We start from the raw sequence: 19,180 nt of genomic DNA, 5'->3' as shown, positions 1-19,180 counted from the left end.
TCATCACTAATAGTTAGGGATGACATTCGCTAAAACCGCGAGTGAAGTGGCTCATTGGAAGCCCCCAGGAAGCTTGCCCTACGCGAAAGCGAAGCGGCAGCGGCAAATGTTTTCTGTAGCGAAAGCAAAGCGTCAGCTACAAAGCGTGAACGAAAATCCAACCACTCGTTATGCTGATCAACAAAAAAAGGACCGTCCTAAGTGATGTTTCATCACTTTTGGACCGTCCTTTTATTTTCCACTTACTTTTGATTTAACAGCACCAATAACAGCTGGTACAACTGAAATGAAGATAATTAATATAAGAACCGTTGAGAAGTTATTTTTAATAATAGGAATATTACCAAAGAAATAACCTAGTAATGTACAGCTGAGTACCCATAACACTGCACCTAGAACATTGTACATAATGAAGTAGCCATACTTCATTTTACTAGCCCCTGCAACAAATGGTATGAATGTACGGATGAAAGGCATAAAACGTGCGATGACAATCGTTTTACCACCGTGTTTATTAAAGAACTTTTCTGCTGCCTCCATACGTTCTTTTTTTACGACTCTACCAAGGAAGCTCTTTGGTGGAATAGATGTCCCCACTTTATGACCAATATGATAATTCATCGTATCCCCTAAAATTGCAGCTGCTAAAAATACAGGAATTAATATCCACATGTTAAACGCGCCCATTGCTGCAGCTAATGTACCACTTGCAAAAAGCAATGAATCACCTGGCAGGAATGGAAAAATCACGACACCTGTTTCAACAAAAACAATGGCAAATAGAACGAAATAACTTAAATTACCAAACTTATGAATGATCTCCTCTAAATGCACATCAATATGCATTATAAAACTAATTAACTCCTTGATGAGTTCTATCATTTTTCCATATGCTCTCTTTCAATTAAATTTTCTAAAGGCTTTGACGAAGCTAGACTAAAAAGGGTTCCTTTACATTTACAGTCTACTTCTCCCTCACTATATGACAAGCCTTTAAAAAGTATGTAGATTTCACAAGTTTGATTTTATCACTTCCAGACATACACACTCAACTATTTAAATAAGTGGCCATACTTTTTTTACATTGCTGTAATAAGTAGTAATAAAGAAATACAGGTGTATTGATTAACCATTTTTATACATTCTAATTAATTCGAAGAGCCTGATTTCCACTACGGGCTACTCGCTTTGTCGCTGACGCTTCGCTTTCGCGCAGAGCAAAGCTTCCTGCGGGCGAGCGTCGAGCCGCTTCCTCCGCTTCGCTCCGTGCAGGGTCTCGTCTGTCTCGCTTTCTCGCGGGAGTCGAGTAGCCCTTCGTTACAATCAGTTAAAATGGGAATATCTTAGCAAAATTGCATCAAAAAATCCTTTTATCACTCTATAATAAACCTTTTTTCTTAATCAACACGCCTGGAAGAATTATCTTAAAATATATTAGCTCCCCCTAAAATTTTTTCACAATATAAAAAAGCTACCAATTAAAAAGTAGCTTCTTTATTTCGAGCATTTATCTTATACTTTTTCTTTTAATGAACGACGCAAAATTTTCCCTGTCGTATTTTTAGGTAATTCATCAATAATCTCGATTACTTTAGGAACCTTGTATTTTACCATATGCTTTGCACAGTATGCCAGAAGGTCTTCTGCTGTAGTAGCTGCTGCATCTTTTAAGACAACATATGCGTGAACTGCTTCACCTAAGTTAGGGTCTGGGTAACCTACAACTGCCGCTTCAATAATATTATCATGAGCAAAGAGTACTTCCTCAACCTCTCTTGGATAGACATTAAATCCGCCTACAATAATCATATCTTTCTTACGATCAACGATGTAGAAGTACCCTTCTTCATCAACTTTAGCTAAGTCCCCAGTGTATAACCAACCATCACGTATCGCCATCGCCGTTTCTTCAGGTAATTTATAATAACCCTTCATAACATTTGGTCCTCGTACAATGAGCTCCCCTACTTCACCAACGGGCACTTCTTGACCGTTAACATCCACTACCTTATTTTCAACATTGGAAATGGATGCTCCAATAGAACCTGCCTTACGCTCACGATCCAATGGGTTAAAACATGTTACTGGTGAAGCTTCTGATAAGCCAAATCCTTCTGAAACACGTACATTAAATTTCTTCTCGAAATTATGTAATAGTGCTACAGGTAAAGACGCGCCGCCTGAAATCGCTAATCGTATTGTTGAGAAATCTTCAGGGTTGCCTTCAGGTAATTGATACAAGAAGTTATACATAGTTGGCACACCAGCGAAGACTGTTGCTTTTTGTTCCTTTGTTATTTTAAAGATTTCAGTTGGACTAAAACGTGGTACAAGTAAAACTGTTGCTCCACTCAATAAAGGTGCATTGACAACGACAGTTAACGCAAATACATGGAAAACTGGTAAAGTAGCAATCACACGATCATCTGCTTTATAACCTAAATAATGCGCGACATCTCGAGCATTTGAGTAGATATTACTATGAGTCAACATTGCCCCCTTTGGCGTCCCTGTCGTTCCAGAAGTATATAAAATAATGGCATTATCATCGTCAGCTACTTCTACTGGTTTGAAAGAGTCCGATACACTAGCAATTACTTGAGAAAATAAATGAATTTTTGCCTTTGCCTCATCAGATAACGTCGTTACCTTTTCAGCAACATCTGCTGTTGTTTCACAAACAACAAATGTTTTTACTTTTGGAAAAGCATGTACACCCATTTCTACTAATGGAAGAAGTGCATCAAGTGCAATAACAGCTTTTACATCACCATTATGCAAAATATACGAAATTTCATCTGGTGTATAAATGGGATTAATCGGAATTGCCGTTGCCCCTAAACTCATTGTTGCATATAACGCAATTAAATAATGTGGTGTATTGCCGAGTAAAAACGCCACATGGTCCCCTTTTTCTACCCCTAAATCTTGTAACCCCTTTGCAAAGCGACCAACTGTGTGTTCAAACTCACCGTAAGTCGTATCTTTCCCCATAAAATGATACGCAATTTTATCCGGTTGCTCTAACGCCTGTTGACGAACACTTGAAACTAAATTCAATTACACCATCCCCTTATCGTATCAATTTCGCCTCGGCGTAATTGCCGCTGTCGCGCAGATAAACAATGCGTCTGGATTTTGAATTGTGCCCGCACAAATTCATTCCTTTGAAAATCCGTGACATCCGCCGGAGGCTTTATCTTCATTCAGTAGATGTTTGGACATCCCTTGAAAAGGAATCACACCCGCATCCATTTCACCACCTTTAGAGGTGGGAGTAGTCTTCTACTGAACGAAGATAAAATGAATCATTATTCAGTAATATTATATAAGAAATATATCTAAAAGACAACGAAACTTTTTATTTCATGTCGCAAATTACGTCAAATAATTCATTTTTCTCTCTCTTGCACACCTTTGTTACGAACGAATATGTGAGATGTATCGCCAACGAATCAAATAAAAATAGACTACTTGTATTAACACAAAAAAACCAAAAGCAAAGACTACTTCTTTTACAATGGAAATATTTGCTATATCTTTCAAAATACCTTGAACCATTAGAAAAGCAAAGGCACTATGCATCATTGCTACACCCCATGGCAAGAAAAATTGTGGGAATAAATGACGATTCACAAGCTTTTTGAGCTCTGTATCTGTTAAGCCCATTCGCTTTAAGACATCGAATTTACGCTTTTCTCTTTCAAGAGAAGTATGCAATTTAAAGTAAACAAAGCTACCTGCTGCCAATAAAAATACCGTTGCTACTAAAACCCCTACTAATGTGAATAATGAGTAAGTAGCTAATATATAAGAATAATTTAATCCTGCATTTTCAAAGTAAAATGGGCTAAATCTATTCTTCATATAAAAATATTGAGAAGCTTCTATATCCTGACCAATGTCTTTCGTTTCTATCCACTGAGGAATATAGAAGGTAAACAAATGATAGGTTGGCTGTTCAATGTTTTTATCGGCAATTGGATTGATCAGCTTTCTAAAATCCTCATCGCTTATTACTATAGAATTAACGCTAACAATAGAGCCTGGAAATACTATTTTAGGGTATACACTATCTATTGTAAGTGGTATATCGTTTTCCTCTAGTACGGTATGCACAACTTTATTTTTTAGTTTCTTTATGGCATCTTCCGAGTATGGAATAAATACCGCCTCTCCTGAATCTAACTCAAGTAATGGGTAACTAAAGGAGGAAAGCAATACATTCATATCTGATTCTCTAAACACCTCAACCTCATTATGAGTATATGAAGATGTTTGCTTGATGACAAAGAAGCGAGATAAATGATAGGACAAACCCTTCTCCTCTAATTGAATTCGTAAAGAGGCGATATGATTTCGCTCATATGGGTTGTCGGCATCTCCCTTATAAACTAACCCTAATGGATTTAAACGGTCATATTGTATTGTATATGATGACATTGTTGCTAAAACGCCGACAGATAAAAAGGCCAATGTTGACACCATCGTTACGACAAAAAACATTTTCACATTATCCATCATAATATGAGTTTGCTCGGCTAGCGAAAGAAGGCGATAGCGTTGCCAATGAAATTTCCGTTTACCTCGTGCTTTATCTAAAAAACACGGTAAAGAATCACTGAAAAAATAATATGTTCCAAAGGTTGCTAAAAACGGAATTAATACTATTAAACCAATTAAAGATGTTTTCGGTACGATAAATGCTAGTAAATATGCTGATAAAATAAGAGCAATCCCAAATACAGCACGAGTTTTAGAAAAGGTTGCCGTACTATTTAAATAAGCATCCCCTTTAAGAAGATCACGTAGTTTTCTTTCACGTGTAAAATACACACTAATAAAGGAAATGACTACAAAAGCACTTGTAAAGACACCAATCGTAAGTAGGAATGGCTGCCATGAAACGTATAAGGGTAATGCATCTAAATGTAAAATTTCTCGAACAATCATGAAAAAGAATTTCGAGAATGAGAAACCAAATATAATCCCCACAAGAATAGAGCCCGATCCAATAATCATTGTCTCCAAAAAGACAAGTCTATTCATCTGGCGTTTTTCCATTCCTAAATGTAATAAAATTGCAAACTCATGTGATCTAGCCTCTAAAAAAGCGCTCATCGAATAATATAAAAAGAATAAGGTAAAAAGCACGAGTATGATTTCAGCACCAACCATCCCAATTAACGATGCTTCTCCTAAAATCCCTTGTTCAATATCTGGATGAAACATGAGCATTGAATAGATGAAAAACACAGCAACAGAAAAAAAGCTTGCCATGAAAAAGGCACCGTATATACGGCTGTTCCGTACGACATTACGGTAAGCGAATTGTCGAAAGGTCACCTACTTGTCCTCCTCCTAGTAAGCTTAAAACATTTAATATTCGCTGGAAAAACATTTGACGACGGTCATCTTTATAAATCTCATTGAAAAATTCGCCATCTTTAATAAATAACACGCGATCGCAATAACTAGCTGCAATAGGATCATGTGTGACCATTACGATCGTTGTTCGTTTTTCCTGATTGATTTTTGTTAAAAGTTCAAGTACATCACGCGAAGAATTTGAATCCAAATTCCCTGTCGGCTCATCTGCTAAAATGAGACTTGGATTATGAATAAGTGCCCTTCCAATGGCTGTTCTTTGCGCTTGTCCACCTGATATTTCATTTGGGCGTTTATGCAGAAACGAAGTTAAATCGAGTTTCTCTACAATGCCTGCAAGACGCTCCTCTATTACTTCCAATGGCTGTTGATCTAAAGTCAGTGGCATTACAATATTCTCTTCCACTGTCAGCATATGCAAAAGATTAAAATCCTGAAAAACAAAACCAAGCTGTCTTCTTCTAAAGTAGGCTAGCTCAGTTGCATTCAGCATATGAGGGTTCATGTCATCTAAAATGATTTCGCCACTCGTTGGTTCATCAATCGTAGAAATCATATTCAATAATGTTGTTTTTCCACTACCTGATGGACCCATGACTGCTAAAAACTCACCTTCCTCAACGTCAAAGCTTAGTTGATTTAGTGCGCGATGAGTTACTTTGCCTTCATAGACCTTCGTCACGTCTTTTATTTGTAAAATAGGCATAACTTGTTCACCTTATTTCTTCATTAATTCCATGGATTCTGGTAAAAGCCATTGTACTACTACTTCAAAGCCAATTTGAAAATATGGCTCTGTTAAGGATTCAGCTGATTTACCATCCTCCTCCACTAGACTAAAGCAATGCGACCCAATGATGACATCCCAGGCATCTATTTCACCTTCCATTATTTCTCCACAAACCATATAATGCCCACTGTACATCACATGTTCACCTTCTACAGGAAAAGCGTTAAGTAAAGTTGGTTTATGTAAGTGTAGCCCAAGCTTATTCGAAAAATGCATGACTTCTTCATGAAACAATAGACTTGCCTTTCGGAAATTTTTGCAGGATAAACATTCACAAACATCATCATTATGCGATTCGTATAATGCCTGTGTTTTTTCTGTCTCTACATGTAAAACCCATTCACCTAAGCATACTTCTGTCATTTCCGATCCCCCTAATTCGTAAATGTCACTGTAACAATCGTTCCTTTTCCAACCTCTGATGTAATGTTCAAGTCGTGGCCGAGTTTTTCACAGATTTCTTTCGCTAAATATAAGCCCATCCCTGTGGATTCCCCGGTTTTACGCCCATTCTCTCCAGTGAAGAAGGCTTTAGTGACACGAGATAGATCGGAAGCTGGAATACCAATACCTTCATCACAAATGGCTAATTGTACGTGATCATCCTTTTTAGTGGTAGAAATCACTATTTTTTTATTTGCCTCAAAAGTATATTTAACCGCATTGGTTACGAATTGGCCGATAATAAAACGCAGCCATTTTGAATCACTTGCTACGATAATGTCATCCTCAATATGAATTTCTGGGAAAACACGCTTTGTAATAAATAAACGTTTATTTTCATTTACAGTTGCAGTAACAATCATTTTTAAAGCAATCTGTTCAACTTGCATATCCTCTTCAAAATTTTCCAATCGAGCATTCACTAACACCATATCCAAGCCTCTACGCAAGCGGTCAATTTCCTCCTGCACATTCTTTTTATCGAGAGGACGTTCATCCTGCAATAAAAGCTCAATAACAGAGATTGGTGTTTTCATCTGATGCACCCATTGATTTATAAACTGATCATGTCGTTTTTGGCCCGCATATAACGATTGAAGTTCATGCTTATAAAGTCGATATAGTTCATGCATATATTTCTCAGCCTGCATTGCCTCAGGTGTTTTTGCATTTTTTTGCAACACATCCTCCATTGTTTTAGGAAGCTGTGTTATTTTTAATAAATAACGTTGACGCATTAAATAACGAATCAGTAAAAACGAGGCTAACAACACTAAACTAATACAGAAGGAATATATAGCAGTATCAACATTTCGAAAGCCGTCCAACCAATATAAGACCATGATGAAGCCGACTAATAAAAACTGGAATACAATGAACGATGCGTAATCACGCAAAAATAATTTCCAGCCCACTATATCTCACCTGCGCTTAACATAAAGCGATAGCCTGCTCCGCGTACTGTTTCAATCGATGATGCAATATGATAATCAGCTAGCTTTTTCCGCACTCGTGTCATATTGACATTCAACGTATTCTCATCGACAAATGCCTGATCGTCCCAAAGCTCTTCTAACAGTTGCTCACGTGTCACTACTTTTGGGGCATTTCCCATTAACAGTTCTAAAATAATACATTCTTTTTTCTGAAGTGGAATCTCTAAATCATTTTTATGGAGCTCCATTCTTTCTAAATGAAGAACAAGCTGTCCTTGTTTAATTGTCCGTTCCTCTTGTTTTGCTGCATATTCACCATATGTACGGCGTAAGTGACTACGGATTTTAGCCAGTACAATTTCATAATTAAAAGGCTTCGTAATGAAATCGTCGCCCCCATTTTCTAGCGCAAAAATTTGATCCATTTCCCCTGAACGAGCAGAAATGAAAATAATTGGACAAGTTGTATGTTGACGTAGTTGGCGACACCAATAGTAGCCATCGTACGAAGGTAAATTTATATCAAGCAGCACCATATGTGGATTAAATGCTGTAAATTCTTCAATGAGCTGATCAAATTCTTTGACCGTTTCAACTTCGTATTGATATTTTCTAAGCGTTTCTGCGAGCAATGACGCAATCTTTACATCATCTTCGACAATAAATATTCGATGCTTCTCCATACCAACACTCCTTTCTATCTTACATTGTATCAAAAAAAGGCCCGCCGACATAACTGTCAACGAACCTTTTGTAGCAAAAGTTAACACGAATTGTTAACTACAGATTTTTGTGTAAAAATGCCTCTGCCTTAATAAGGGGCATTCCCATAACGTGTGGTTGATTTCCGTTCCGGCTAGCCGCTTTCCTGGAGGCGTCCGATGAGCCGCTTCACTCGCGATGCTCGCTCCAGGGTCTCATCTGTGACGCTGATCCCCAAGGAGTCGTCTAGCCTCCACTCCAATCAACTATTCGCATCGCATACTTTTTAACAAAATGTCATCCCTAATTTCCAATGATGAGCCAAAATACATTGGACAATCACTTGTATGATACTCATACCAAAGCGAGGGATTAATTTGCATGGAATACGTTTTAACAAATGTCACCCCCTATTTTTTAGTGTTGATTCCTCAGTTAGGATATTTGCCAATTTCTACACAGGCTTTTCTTAATATATTAATTGTAAAAACTCTTCTGTCGTAATTCCACCAAAGTATGTTGGGATATCAATATCCGTTAACGCCTCAGCGATTGCAGTTCGATCATAGTTTGTCCCAACTAAGCGTTGTTCAACATCTGCCATGTCGCCTACACCGAAGAAATCACCAAAAATATGCGCTTCTTTAATAATTCCGTGATTCACCTCTAAGCGAATATCAATGCCTCCTGTTGGGAAACGATGTGTTTTTTGAATATTAAAGCGTGGTGATTTACCGTAGTTCCATTCCCATGTTTGATAACGCTCAGCAGATAGCTTATGGATATTTGCCCAATCTTCCTCCGTTAGCTCATAATAGCGAATATTTTCTTCACCACCGAAAATGGATTTTAAAATTTCTAGGCGGAATTCTTCGACTGTCATCTTATCTTTTAAGAATTCAGAAATATTAGCTACTCGTGAACGAATCGATTTAATGCCCTTTGATTCAATTTTATCTTTCTTCACTTTTAGTGCAGAAACAACAGCATCAATTTCTGTATCAAACATTAATGTACCGTGGCTAAACATACGACCCTTTGTAGAAAACTGTGCATTTCCGGAAACTTTACGTCCCTCCGCTAAAATGTCGTTACGGCCTGAAAGCTCAGCATGAACACCCATTTTTGCTAGTGCATCTACAACAGGCTGCGTGAATTTTTTATAATTCATAAAGCTATCGCCATCGTCTCTCGTGATAAAACTGTAGTTAAGATTCCCTAAATCATGATATACCGCTCCACCACCTGAAAGACGTCGTACAACGATAATGCCATTATCCTCTACATAATCGGTATTAATCTCTTCGATTGTATTTTGGTTTTTACCAATGATGATTGAAGGCTGATTGATGTAAAAAAGTAGCACCGGATCCTTCTCAACATCCATTGTTTTTAATAAATACTCCTCAATGGCAAGATTAATGCGTGGGTCATGAATCCTTTTATTATCAACGAATATCATAAATTCCATTTCCTCCTTCACAAAATATCCATAATTATTTTAACGTAAATTAGGCATTTTGTGTTGACGAAAAGCATCTGTTATAATACACTATAAAATATCAAAACAGTAATAGTACAGATGAACTTAAAGGAGGAGTCCACAATGTTAGAAAATGTAGTTGAATTTTTCAAGAACCTACCTGCAAAGCAATGTACAGAATGCGGTGAAAAAATTGAAGAACAAAGTGAATGCTACAGCAACACTTGTGAAAAATGTAACCACCTATAAGCATTTGCCTATTCTGTAATAGTCATATACGTGCCCCACACGTACTAATAATGACACCCTTCATCATAATTTGATGAACCTTTAATTAAATCTCTTACACTTACAAAACAGCAGCTGATACGCTCATATCAGCTGCTGTTTTTTGTGTGTTTATTTCATTTGAGCAATTTTTCGTTGGAGCCGAGCAGTTCTTCCCTCTACCTGATCAGTTTGCGGGGGTACCTGAGCTGTTCTTCTTCCTACCTGATCAGTTGCGGGGGGACCCGAGCAGTTCTTCTCCCTACCTGATCAGTTTGCGGGGGTACACGAGCAGTTCTTCTCCCTACCTGATCAGTTGCGGGGTACCTGAGCAATTCTTCTCTCTACCTGATCAGTTTTCGGGGTTACCCGAGCAGTTCTTCTCCCTACCTGATCAGTTCGTGGGGGTACCTGAGCAGTTCTTCTCCCTACCTGATCAGTTGCGGGGGTACCTGAGCAGTTCTTCTCTCTACCTGATCCGTTTTCGGTAGCTCTCTTCCCAAGTTAAAGCAATCATTCAACCACAAAAAAACACCCACCAATATTGGTGGGTGTAAAAAATTCCTTTTTAGTTTTCCTCGGCTACTTTTGAGTAACGTTTTGTGTGTAGTAACATGAAATAACCGAAAGTAATTGCTAAGAATGCTACTAGGAAGCCTGCTAGAATTCCATAGTTTTGCATTAAGAATGATGTATCACCAGTTGAGATACTTGCTTTAAATGCTGAAACAGTATATGTCATTGGTAATAGTTTATTAAATACTTGTAATGGTGATGGGATTAACTCAAGTGGGAATGTACCCGCACTTGTTGTAAGTTGTAAGATTAATACAACAATCGCCATAAAGCGTCCTGGATCACCGAAAATAGATACTAACATTTGGATTAAAGCTAAGAATACATAGCTTGTTAATAATGCTGTTAGGAAGAAGTATCCAAAATTGTTTACTTCAAGGCCTAAGCCCCATTTTACAATAACCACTGTTAATATAGTTTGAATTAAGCCGACTATTGCTAAAACTGAGACTTTACTTGTAAACCAAGCTGCTCCATTTTTTGGACGAATCGCTGGTTCCACAAGTGGGAACACGATAGAGATTAATAGCGCACCAACGAATAAACCAAGAGAGATAAAGTATGGTGAGAAACCTGTTCCGTAGTTAGGTACATGGTTAACAGATTCTTTATCAACCTCAACTGGGCTACCTACCATATCATATGTGTCTTTACTTGCATGAACTTCTTTTGCTTTTTCACTAGCTTCACCTAGTTTGCCAGTTAAAGTTGATGTACCATCTGCTAGTTCAGTTGAACCATCAGCAATTTTCGCAGAACCTTCTGCTAACTCACCTGATTTAGAGGCAAGTGTTGATGTACCTTGATTCAATGTTGTTGAACCACTTGCTAACTCACTTAAACCTGAAGCCAATGTTTTAGAACCTGTTACAGCTGTCTTAACACCAGCATTTAATTCACCTAATTTTTGAGCAAGTGTTGCATTACCAGCTTGAAGACCTTTTGCTCCTTCGATTAATGCACCACTTTTTGATGTTAACTCATTAGCCCCTGCTAACACTTGTGATTGCCCTGCTGCAATTTGTGATGCACCAGAATTTAATTTGTTAGCACCAGCTTGTAATTCGTTTGTTTTACCTGATAAAACACCTAAACCTGAACGCACTTTTTCGTTTCCTGCACGTAGCTGTGCTAATGATTGATTTATTTGATTTAAAACTGCTTTTTGCTCTTCAGGCGATGAAGCTATCATGGCGTCTAATTTTTCAGATAAGGCATCTATGCCTGCTGTTACTTCAGCAGAACCTCCTGCTAATTGGCCTGCTGCACCATTTAATTGACCTGCACCATTAGCAAGTTGTGCTGCGCCTGCAGTAATTTGTGGTTGATTATTGCTAATCTTAGCTAAGCCTGCTTGAACTTGCGCTACACCCTGTGTATATTGTGATATACCTTGCGAAAGAGTTGTTGCTCCAGATGCTGCTTGCTGGGCACCTGTTTGTAACTGTACAGTGCCGTCTTGTAATTTTACTAAGCCAGTAGTTAAATCATTCGCACCTTTTGCAGCGTCTCCTGCACCTTTAGTAATTTTATCTGCACCATTTGACAATTCAACTGTACTTGATGCTAGTTGCTCAAGATAACCTTTTAAATCTTTTGTACCATTTGCTAAAGTTTTAGCACCTTCATCTAGCTTACTTGAGCCATCTGCAGCCTCTGTAAAGCCATCTCCAAGTGTTGTAATAGAATCAAATAATTTTTCTGCATAAGTAGCAGAAACTTTAGAATTCACTTCCGCACGTACACGGTCCATTGCTGTTTCACCAATTTGTGCACCAAGGAAGTTCAATCCTTCATTCGGAATATAATTCATCACTAGTTTAGAAGGTTTGTCATCTAATAAAGTAGTTGCGTGTTCAGAGAAATTTGTTGGAATTTCTAGAATCATATAGTAATCACGGCCATGTAAACCTTTTTCAGCTTCTTCTTTGGAAACGTCAATAAACTTAAACTCGTTACTCTCGACAAGCTTATCGACTAAATCGTTCCCTAAATCTAATTTAACTCCTTCCATTTCAGCGCCCTTATCTTCATTGACAACGGCTACTGGCAAATTCGGAAGACCTTTATACGGATCCCAGAATGCCCATAAAAACATACCGGCGTACATGACTGGGATAAATAATACAGCGATTATTGAAACAAGCATTTTTCTTGTTTTAAAGATTTTCAGCCACTCAGCTTTAATCATAAGTTTTCTTCACTCCTATTATATTTGACCGAAAATGTAAGTCGGTCATTTTTATTCAAAAAAAAAGCAAAATTTTCAGGGGAGGGCAAAACCTCTAGACCGTCATTGATTCACCTTTTGCTCAGCTAAATCAAGTTAAAATTAACCCACGGAAGATTGTTTCCTTGAAAAGATTTAATATCTTTTCTTCTGGAATAATTTCGCCATGTAGCTCATGCCAATCAACGACAAATGCTAGATACGCCTTTAACAACAGAAAGCTTACTAATTCTGCATCACAGTCTCTAATTTCTTCTTTTACGATACGTCTTTGAATTAATTCAGTAACGTAGGATAAAATTTCAGTCTCAATGCGAGCTAAAGCTTGTTTAACTGCTGGCGTTCGTAGTTCCTTTTCCTCCTCTAATAACTTCGCAAATAAAAGATGTTTTTCACGGAACTGTAGCATTTTCATTAAAGCATTGTGCGCATTGTCCATAAAGCTAGCTGATGCATCCAACACTGCATCCGCTTCTGCTTGCATCTCTCGTACAAGTGACATAGCTATCTCTTGAAATAAAATTTCTTTATTTGCAAAGAATGTGTAAATCGTCCCTTTACCGACATTCGCAATTTTAGCTACTTGCTCCATTGTTGTCGCCTTGTACCCAAACAATGTAAAGGATTTTGTAGCTGCTTCAAGAATTTCCTGCCTACGATCCATTAGTAACATCCTTTCCTGTTCTATTATGTACATACCTTTGTACACGAAAATGATAATGACCAGAAAACCGTTTCGGTCATCTGGTCATTATCATATTCCTATTTTAAAAATAATGCAAGCATTTAATGGTGATTTTTTTCACTTTTTTCTTGATCACTATGCTCAGTATCCTCAGAATTATTATTACCGTGATCCATCATGTTATGATCCATGCTGTTGTTATTTGCTTTTTCATCCTCTGGTAAAACTTTCGACATATCAGGGCTTCCAGCAGTAATTTGTTGTTTCGGCATATTATGAATACCACTGGCTGATGTAGTATGGGCATACATATAATATACCCCATCGTGTTTAAATGTAGTCGTCGCTTTATAAACACCATCTTTCTCTAATTTACCGTCCATCATTTGACCTTCATCACGTTTACCAGATTCCCATACCTCAAATTGTACAACTGCATCATCAACTTTTTTGCCACCTTCTACGACCTGAGCAGCAAGTTCAATCGTTTCATTGATCGCTACTTCTTTCGGTGTTAAAATTTCAACTTCTGGTATTTGAGCTACTTCAGGCTCTGGTAAAGCCGCTGTCTCTTTCTTGTCTCCGCAACCTACTAATAATGCAGGTACTGCGACTAATGCCAACAACCATTTTTTCATGTTTTTATTCCTCCATTAACGGCAATGTAATTTTTACAATTGTGCCTTTTTCAACTTCACTTTCGATCTCAATCTTGCCCTGTAACTGCTTCAACAATTGTTCAACAATTGACAAGCCTAGACCACTGCCACCATCTGCTCGGCTCCGTGCTTTATTAACACGATAAAAGCGCTCAGTTACATGCGATAAATCCTCTTGAGGAATGCCCATTCCGTAATCCTTAATGATAATTTGTGCATTAGCATTATCCTCAAAAGCAGTAATTTCAACCTTTGATCGTTCATACGAGTAATTAATAGCATTTTCAATAATATTAATAAAAATTTGTTTCAGCTTTACCTCATCAGCTTTGATGATTAATGTATCATCGGCATCCAAATGAAGTGCAATGCTCTTTTTCTCTGCCTGATGCGTTAATATTTTTTGAACCTCACGTAATGTTTCGGCAAGTGGGATTGGATATAAAGTAATTTCTGCTTGTTCATTTTCCATACGAGCAAGTTGAAGCAATTCATTTGTTAAACGTTCCATACGATTGGCCTCACGTACAATCAACTGGATCGTTTCCTCTTTTTGATTTTCTGGAATAATGCCATTTTGCATTGCTTCACTATACCCTTTTACATAGCTAATGGGTGTTCGTAATTCATGTGAGACTGTCGCTAAAAACGTTTTTTGAGCCTCATCCTCTTGTTGGATCGCCTCTGCCATTTGGTTAAAAGTGTTCGAAAGTCTCCCAATCTCATCCTTTGATTGAACTGGCACGCGTGTTCCATAGTTTCCGTATGACATTTGCTCAACAGCGTTTTGTAAATCGCTTAAAGGTCTCATAATATGACGAATTCCTTTATAAATTAAATAGCTGACGATAATTAAAAATATAAAGGCACTAACAAATAAAAAAATGACTTCATTATTCGCCAACTCACTAATCTTTGCTAGAGGGAAGTAAATATAAATAATCCCTTCAAGCCTATTTTGATCTACCAATGGAAGCACTACAGAAATTAGCTGTCTATCAAATCGGGGCTCGTACCCAATTTTTTGAACATATTTACCTGAAAGTAACTGCTGTCGCTCTTCTGGACCAATTAATGTTTCGAAATCAATATCAAACGGCACACAGGCACTTAGTTCTCGCGGATTTCTTACTGCAAAAATATTTAAATTTGAATAATTGGCGTAATGTTCAATATCTGCAATAAATTCATCTGTCACCTTACTACCGTTATACATTGTTTGTAGCTTCGTCCCTACTTCTACCATCGTCTCTTCCGTATCTTCTACATAAAGTCGTTCATATAAATAATTAGTCAGGACATACATAAAGACAACGGTAATGATTAAAAATGCAAAGATTAAAAGCCAAATGCGTGTTGAAATCTTTTTCATTCGCCAGGATCAAAGCGATAGCCCACTCCCCAGACGGTTTGAATATGCCCCGCCGCTTCCTTTCCAAGCTTAATACGTAAGGTTTTTATATGCGTGTCCACAGTTCTTGTTCCCCCTACATAGTCAATATCCCAAATGCGTTCTAGTAATTGCTCCCTCGTATAAGCATTTCCAGGATTATTCATAAATAAATGTAAAAGTTCAAATTCCTTTAAAGTAAGTGGAATACTCTTGCCATCTACAGATACCTTTCGTGCAATCTCATCTATTTTAATAGGTCCAAATATCACATATTTTTGCTGTAAATCTTCAACATTAGTACCACTTCTTCTTAGCACAGCATGGATTCGTGCAACTAGCTCATCATTTGTAAAAGGTTTGACAATATAATCATCTCCGCCAATTGTTAAGCCTTTAACCTTATCCTCATTTGCATCACGTGCTGTCAGGAAAATAATGGGTATATTCGACATCGCACGTATACTTTGGCAAACCGCAAAGCCATCTTCATGGGGCATCATCACATCAAGTAGAACTAAATCAATTTTTTCGCGTACGATAATATCGTAGGCTTCTGTACCACTCGCTGCTGTTACAGTCTCAAATTTTGCATTATGGAGCATCATCTCTATTAAATTACGCATATCTTGCTCATCATCAACAATTAATACAGTTGTCACATTTTTTCCTCCCTCACTAACAATTGAAATGCACCTTTTCCCACATCAACTGTTTTTTTCACCTGACCTTCTTTTATGAAATACAAAGTATGGTCATCATAACCAGCGACAACAATATAATCCTTAAACTGATTTACGACAAATGGATTTGCGCCTACTTCTTGCTGCCATCTCACATTTCCATCAAGATCGGCAACATATAATTCATTGCGGCCATGACTAACAACGAGGACAGCATCCTTTGTTTTAGTTAATCCTACAGGCATTAAAGGCATTTTGATCTCCCCATTTTTGGCCCCTGTTATCAGATCATATTTTTTTACTGAGTTATTCGGTTTACTTCCTTCTCCATGGCCACCAATCCATAGTTCTTTTTTCTCTTCAAGAATTGCTATTCCATGTGATGACTTTTGAATCGGCCACTCTTGCTCAATTTTTAGATTTTCAATATTTAACACCGATAATTTCGTATCTTTATAATTTATCACATATAGCTTATCTTTATAGGCAGCCATTGACATAGGATAATTACCAAGCTTCTGTGTTGCCAGTTCGTTGCCCTCTTCATCAAAGCTTGTCACGGTATTCGTTTTGCTATTCGTCATAAAAAACTGTTTTCTATTTTCTACATAATACGCATTCGTTGAACCAGGCTTTACCTTTTTGGAATAGAGCTTCTTTCCGGTTGATAATGTATAGACGTCAATTTCATTCAATTGATGGCCGTACAATAACACACGATCATTTCCGAGCAGTATTGCCCCGGAGTAAGCTTTTTCAAATAACCATGTTGCAATCACATTACCTTGTCCATCTATAAAATCTAACGAAGGCTCTTGTATATTTAAGGACGCAATAAAATTCTGATCCCGTTCAATAGGCTCAAACGATTTCTCCGTACATCCCGCTAACCATACAAGCTGTACTAAAGAAAAAATGAAGAATGCCCATTTTTTCAACATCATCACCTCTGTTTCTTAACTATACTTCACAATTGTGAAATTCACGTGAAACTTGAAAGGTAAATTTATGACAAAGAAAACAAGCAAATTGCACAGTTATTATTATGTAATGCTACATCTTCGAGCATTTATCCAACCAAAAATTTTAGTAGCACATATACTACATTGATTATAGTAAGGAGGAATCAACTTTATGGTGTCCATTAGCTTATGTATGATTGTGAAAAATGAAGAAGATGTCATTGGTAGATGTCTTGCATCTGTAAAAGACTTAGTCGATGAGATTAATATCGTAGATACAGGCTCTACCGACAATACAAAACAAATTGTAAAACAGTTTACAGATCGTATTTTTGACTTTGAGTGGATTCATCATTTTGCAGCTGCAAGAAATTTTTCATTCCAACAAGCAACAAAGGAGTACATTTTATGGTTAGACGCGGACGACGTATTACTAGAGGAGGATCAGGAAAAATTTAAAGCACTAAAAGAATCCTTAACTCTTGATATAGATGCTGTTTCAATGAACTATAATTTAAGCTTTGATAACGAAGGAAATGTAAATTCTCTATTAAGAAGAAATCGTTTAGTAAGAAAAGATAAACAATTCCAGTGGATCGGTGCCGTACATGAATATTTAGAAGTCAGTGGAAAGCTTTTAGAGAGCGATATCGCTGTCAGTCATTTACCACTAAGTCATGATCATACGCGGAATATTAACATCTATAAGCAATTAGTCGAATCAGGAGAACCGCTCTCTCCTCGAGATACATTTTATTACGCCAATGAATTAGTCGATCATGGACAATTTGAGGATGCAATATTTTACTACGAAACGTTTTTAACCTCTAAATTAGGCTGGATAGAAGATAACATTCGATCCTGTTTCCAACTAGCAGATTGTTATTCTCATTTAAATGATACAGACAATAAATTAAGTTCCATTTTAAGAAGCTTTGAATATGATATTCCACGCCCAGAAGCGTGTTGTAGACTTGGTTTTCATTTCATGGAGCAAGCCAAAAATTATGAAGCAATATTTTGGTATGAACAAGCACTTGTCATCAAGCAAAACCCAAACGCCCCTTTTCAAAATAAAACCTATACGACATGGTTGCCCCACTTACAGCTTTGTGTCCTCTTTGATCGGTTACAACAATATGAAACTGCCAACGCCCATAACGAATTAGCCAGATTCTTTTTACCAAATGATGAAAGAATACTGCACAATAAAAAATATTTTGATCGTATTTTAAATAAGTCTGATGAAGAATCTTAATTTTCTTCTATATTGATGGATGATTAGTTAGTACAATGGAGTAATTTTCAATTTCTAGTAATAGATTTTACTATTCATTGAAGAAATATACTTTTATCGCTATTAATACTTTGGAATAACCAAGTAGTTAAACTGTCTATTTCACTTTCTCTCTCTATGAATACGATATTTGAGAGAGAGGAGGTGAAACAATGCATTTTGGAAAATTTAACGATAGAATTTGCAGCAAATGTAATACATTCCCGTGCTGTTGTAATCCTTGTGCTCCAAGCTGTCCTGTTTGGCCTGTTAAACCTGGAAGAACTGGCGCTACTGGAAGTACTGGAGCTACTGGCTCTACTGGGGCTACTGGCTCTACTGGTGTTACCGGGGCTACTGGCGTGACTGGCGCTACGGGTGTAACTGGTGCTACTGGTGCTACTGGTGCTACTGGTGCTACCGGGGCTACCGGGGCTACTGGCGCTACTGGTGTTACTGGCGCTACTGGTGTTACCGGGGCTACTGGCTCTACAGGTGAAACTGGTGCTACTGGGGCTACTGGTGCTACCGGGGCTACTGGCTCTACTGGTGTTACTGGCGCTACTGGTGTTACCGGGGCTACTGGCGTGACGGGTGTTACTGGTGTTACTGGTGTTACTGGTGTTACTGGTGTTACTGGTGTTACTGGTGTTACTGGTGTTACTGGGGCTACTGGTGTTACTGGGGCTACTGGTGTTACTGGGGCTACT

Annotated in this window: 17 protein-coding genes and 1 pseudogene; 4 read left to right on the top strand and 14 right to left on the bottom strand. The window is 37.7% G+C overall.

Annotated elements, in window-relative coordinates:
- Nucleotides 1–19 precede the first annotated feature (19 nt).
- Nucleotides 20–205, top strand: a complete 186-nt coding sequence (locus tag MWJ95_RS23780) for a hypothetical protein (RefSeq protein ID WP_249107351.1) — start codon at nt 20–22, stop codon at nt 203–205.
- Between the two features lie 26 nt (nt 206–231).
- Here MWJ95_RS23780 and MWJ95_RS23775 read toward each other — a convergent pair whose 3' ends face one another.
- From MWJ95_RS23775 to lplA, 8 genes are all read right to left on the bottom strand, one after another.
- On the bottom strand, nt 232–879 hold the full coding sequence (locus tag MWJ95_RS23775) for a VTT domain-containing protein (protein WP_249107361.1): 648 nt from the start codon (nt 877–879) through the stop codon (nt 232–234).
- A gap of 633 nt (nt 880–1,512) precedes the next feature.
- On the bottom strand, nt 1,513–3,060 hold the full coding sequence (locus MWJ95_RS23770) for a fatty acid--CoA ligase family protein (protein ID WP_249076222.1): 1,548 nt from the start codon (nt 3,058–3,060) through the stop codon (nt 1,513–1,515).
- A 360-nt stretch (nt 3,061–3,420) separates the two neighbouring features.
- Nucleotides 3,421–5,346, bottom strand: coding sequence for an FtsX-like permease family protein (locus tag MWJ95_RS23765; protein ID WP_249107350.1), 1,926 nt, complete (start codon nt 5,344–5,346; stop codon nt 3,421–3,423).
- Nucleotides 5,318–6,094 (bottom strand): ABC transporter ATP-binding protein, encoded by a 777-nt coding sequence (locus MWJ95_RS23760; protein ID WP_249076224.1) that lies wholly within the window; start codon nt 6,092–6,094, stop codon nt 5,318–5,320. Before MWJ95_RS23760 ends, MWJ95_RS23765 begins: the two co-directional genes overlap by 29 nt.
- Nucleotides 6,095–6,106: 12 nt before the next feature.
- The gene (locus MWJ95_RS23755) at nt 6,107–6,541 is read right to left on the bottom strand and encodes a hypothetical protein (RefSeq protein ID WP_249076225.1); all 435 of its coding nucleotides are present in this window, start codon (nt 6,539–6,541) and stop codon (nt 6,107–6,109) included.
- 11 nt (nt 6,542–6,552) lie between these two features.
- Nucleotides 6,553–7,536, bottom strand: coding sequence for a sensor histidine kinase (locus MWJ95_RS23750; RefSeq protein ID WP_249107349.1), 984 nt, complete (start codon nt 7,534–7,536; stop codon nt 6,553–6,555).
- Nucleotides 7,536–8,240, bottom strand: coding sequence for a response regulator transcription factor (locus tag MWJ95_RS23745; protein ID WP_249076227.1), 705 nt, complete (start codon nt 8,238–8,240; stop codon nt 7,536–7,538). Before MWJ95_RS23745 ends, MWJ95_RS23750 begins: the two co-directional genes overlap by 1 nt.
- A gap of 488 nt (nt 8,241–8,728) precedes the next feature.
- Complete coding sequence (lplA, locus tag MWJ95_RS23740; RefSeq protein ID WP_249107348.1) at nt 8,729–9,721, bottom strand: lipoate--protein ligase; 993 nt, start codon at nt 9,719–9,721, stop codon at nt 8,729–8,731.
- A gap of 144 nt (nt 9,722–9,865) precedes the next feature.
- On the opposite strand from lplA, the gene yhfH reads away from it, so the two are divergent.
- Nucleotides 9,866–9,991: a protein YhfH gene (gene yhfH, locus MWJ95_RS23735; RefSeq protein WP_012292204.1), complete on the top strand. Its 126-nt coding sequence runs from the start codon at nt 9,866–9,868 to the stop codon at nt 9,989–9,991.
- Nucleotides 9,992–10,577: 586 nt separating this feature from the next.
- Here the strand turns inward: yhfH and MWJ95_RS23730 are convergent.
- The 6 genes from MWJ95_RS23730 to MWJ95_RS23705 all read right to left on the bottom strand — a co-directional run bounded on the left by MWJ95_RS23730 (nt 10,578) and on the right by MWJ95_RS23705 (nt 17,176).
- On the bottom strand, nt 10,578–12,776 hold the full coding sequence (locus MWJ95_RS23730) for a YhgE/Pip domain-containing protein (protein WP_249107347.1): 2,199 nt from the start codon (nt 12,774–12,776) through the stop codon (nt 10,578–10,580).
- A 130-nt stretch (nt 12,777–12,906) separates the two neighbouring features.
- Complete coding sequence (locus tag MWJ95_RS23725; protein ID WP_249076230.1) at nt 12,907–13,479, bottom strand: TetR/AcrR family transcriptional regulator; 573 nt, start codon at nt 13,477–13,479, stop codon at nt 12,907–12,909.
- Between the two features lie 122 nt (nt 13,480–13,601).
- Nucleotides 13,602–14,138: a FixH family protein gene (locus MWJ95_RS23720; RefSeq protein ID WP_249107346.1), complete on the bottom strand. Its 537-nt coding sequence runs from the start codon at nt 14,136–14,138 to the stop codon at nt 13,602–13,604.
- A gap of 4 nt (nt 14,139–14,142) precedes the next feature.
- Nucleotides 14,143–15,531 (bottom strand): sensor histidine kinase, encoded by a 1,389-nt coding sequence (locus tag MWJ95_RS23715; protein ID WP_249107345.1) that lies wholly within the window; start codon nt 15,529–15,531, stop codon nt 14,143–14,145.
- Complete coding sequence (locus tag MWJ95_RS23710; protein ID WP_249107344.1) at nt 15,528–16,211, bottom strand: response regulator transcription factor; 684 nt, start codon at nt 16,209–16,211, stop codon at nt 15,528–15,530. Before MWJ95_RS23710 ends, MWJ95_RS23715 begins: the two co-directional genes overlap by 4 nt.
- Entirely contained in the window at nt 16,208–17,176 is a 969-nt protein-coding gene (locus MWJ95_RS23705; RefSeq protein WP_249107343.1) for a YncE family protein, read from the bottom strand. Before MWJ95_RS23705 ends, MWJ95_RS23710 begins: the two co-directional genes overlap by 4 nt.
- Nucleotides 17,177–17,366: 190 nt before the next feature.
- Between MWJ95_RS23705 and MWJ95_RS23700 the strand changes: the two genes are divergently transcribed.
- Complete coding sequence (locus MWJ95_RS23700; RefSeq protein WP_249076235.1) at nt 17,367–18,452, top strand: glycosyltransferase family 2 protein; 1,086 nt, start codon at nt 17,367–17,369, stop codon at nt 18,450–18,452.
- A gap of 191 nt (nt 18,453–18,643) precedes the next feature.
- A pseudogene (locus MWJ95_RS23695) lies at nt 18,644–19,180 on the top strand (collagen-like protein); the annotation flags it as partial.

It is taken from the genome of Lysinibacillus sp. Bpr_S20, from assembly GCF_023337835.1.
GTDB lineage: Bacteria > Bacillota > Bacilli > Bacillales_A > Planococcaceae > Lysinibacillus.
Note: the sequence above shows the minus strand (reverse complement) of the source record. Positions and strands in the feature narration are given on the sequence as shown.

Coding starts and splice junctions, on each gene's coding strand:
- MWJ95_RS23715 (WP_249107345.1), bottom strand. CDS start 15,531: ATGAAAAAGATTTCAACACGCATTTGGCTTTTAATCTTTGCATTTTTA.
- MWJ95_RS23720 (WP_249107346.1), bottom strand. CDS start 14,138: ATGAAAAAATGGTTGTTGGCATTAGTCGCAGTACCTGCATTATTAGTA.
- MWJ95_RS23780 (WP_249107351.1), top strand. CDS start 20: ATGACATTCGCTAAAACCGCGAGTGAAGTGGCTCATTGGAAGCCCCCA.
- MWJ95_RS23725 (WP_249076230.1), bottom strand. CDS start 13,479: ATGGATCGTAGGCAGGAAATTCTTGAAGCAGCTACAAAATCCTTTACA.
- MWJ95_RS23755 (WP_249076225.1), bottom strand. CDS start 6,541: ATGACAGAAGTATGCTTAGGTGAATGGGTTTTACATGTAGAGACAGAA.
- MWJ95_RS23730 (WP_249107347.1), bottom strand. CDS start 12,776: ATGATTAAAGCTGAGTGGCTGAAAATCTTTAAAACAAGAAAAATGCTT.
- MWJ95_RS23705 (WP_249107343.1), bottom strand. CDS start 17,176: ATGATGTTGAAAAAATGGGCATTCTTCATTTTTTCTTTAGTACAGCTT.
- yhfH (WP_012292204.1), top strand. CDS start 9,866: ATGTTAGAAAATGTAGTTGAATTTTTCAAGAACCTACCTGCAAAGCAA.
- lplA (WP_249107348.1), bottom strand. CDS start 9,721: ATGATATTCGTTGATAATAAAAGGATTCATGACCCACGCATTAATCTT.
- MWJ95_RS23700 (WP_249076235.1), top strand. CDS start 17,367: ATGGTGTCCATTAGCTTATGTATGATTGTGAAAAATGAAGAAGATGTC.
- MWJ95_RS23760 (WP_249076224.1), bottom strand. CDS start 6,094: ATGCCTATTTTACAAATAAAAGACGTGACGAAGGTCTATGAAGGCAAA.
- MWJ95_RS23745 (WP_249076227.1), bottom strand. CDS start 8,240: ATGGAGAAGCATCGAATATTTATTGTCGAAGATGATGTAAAGATTGCG.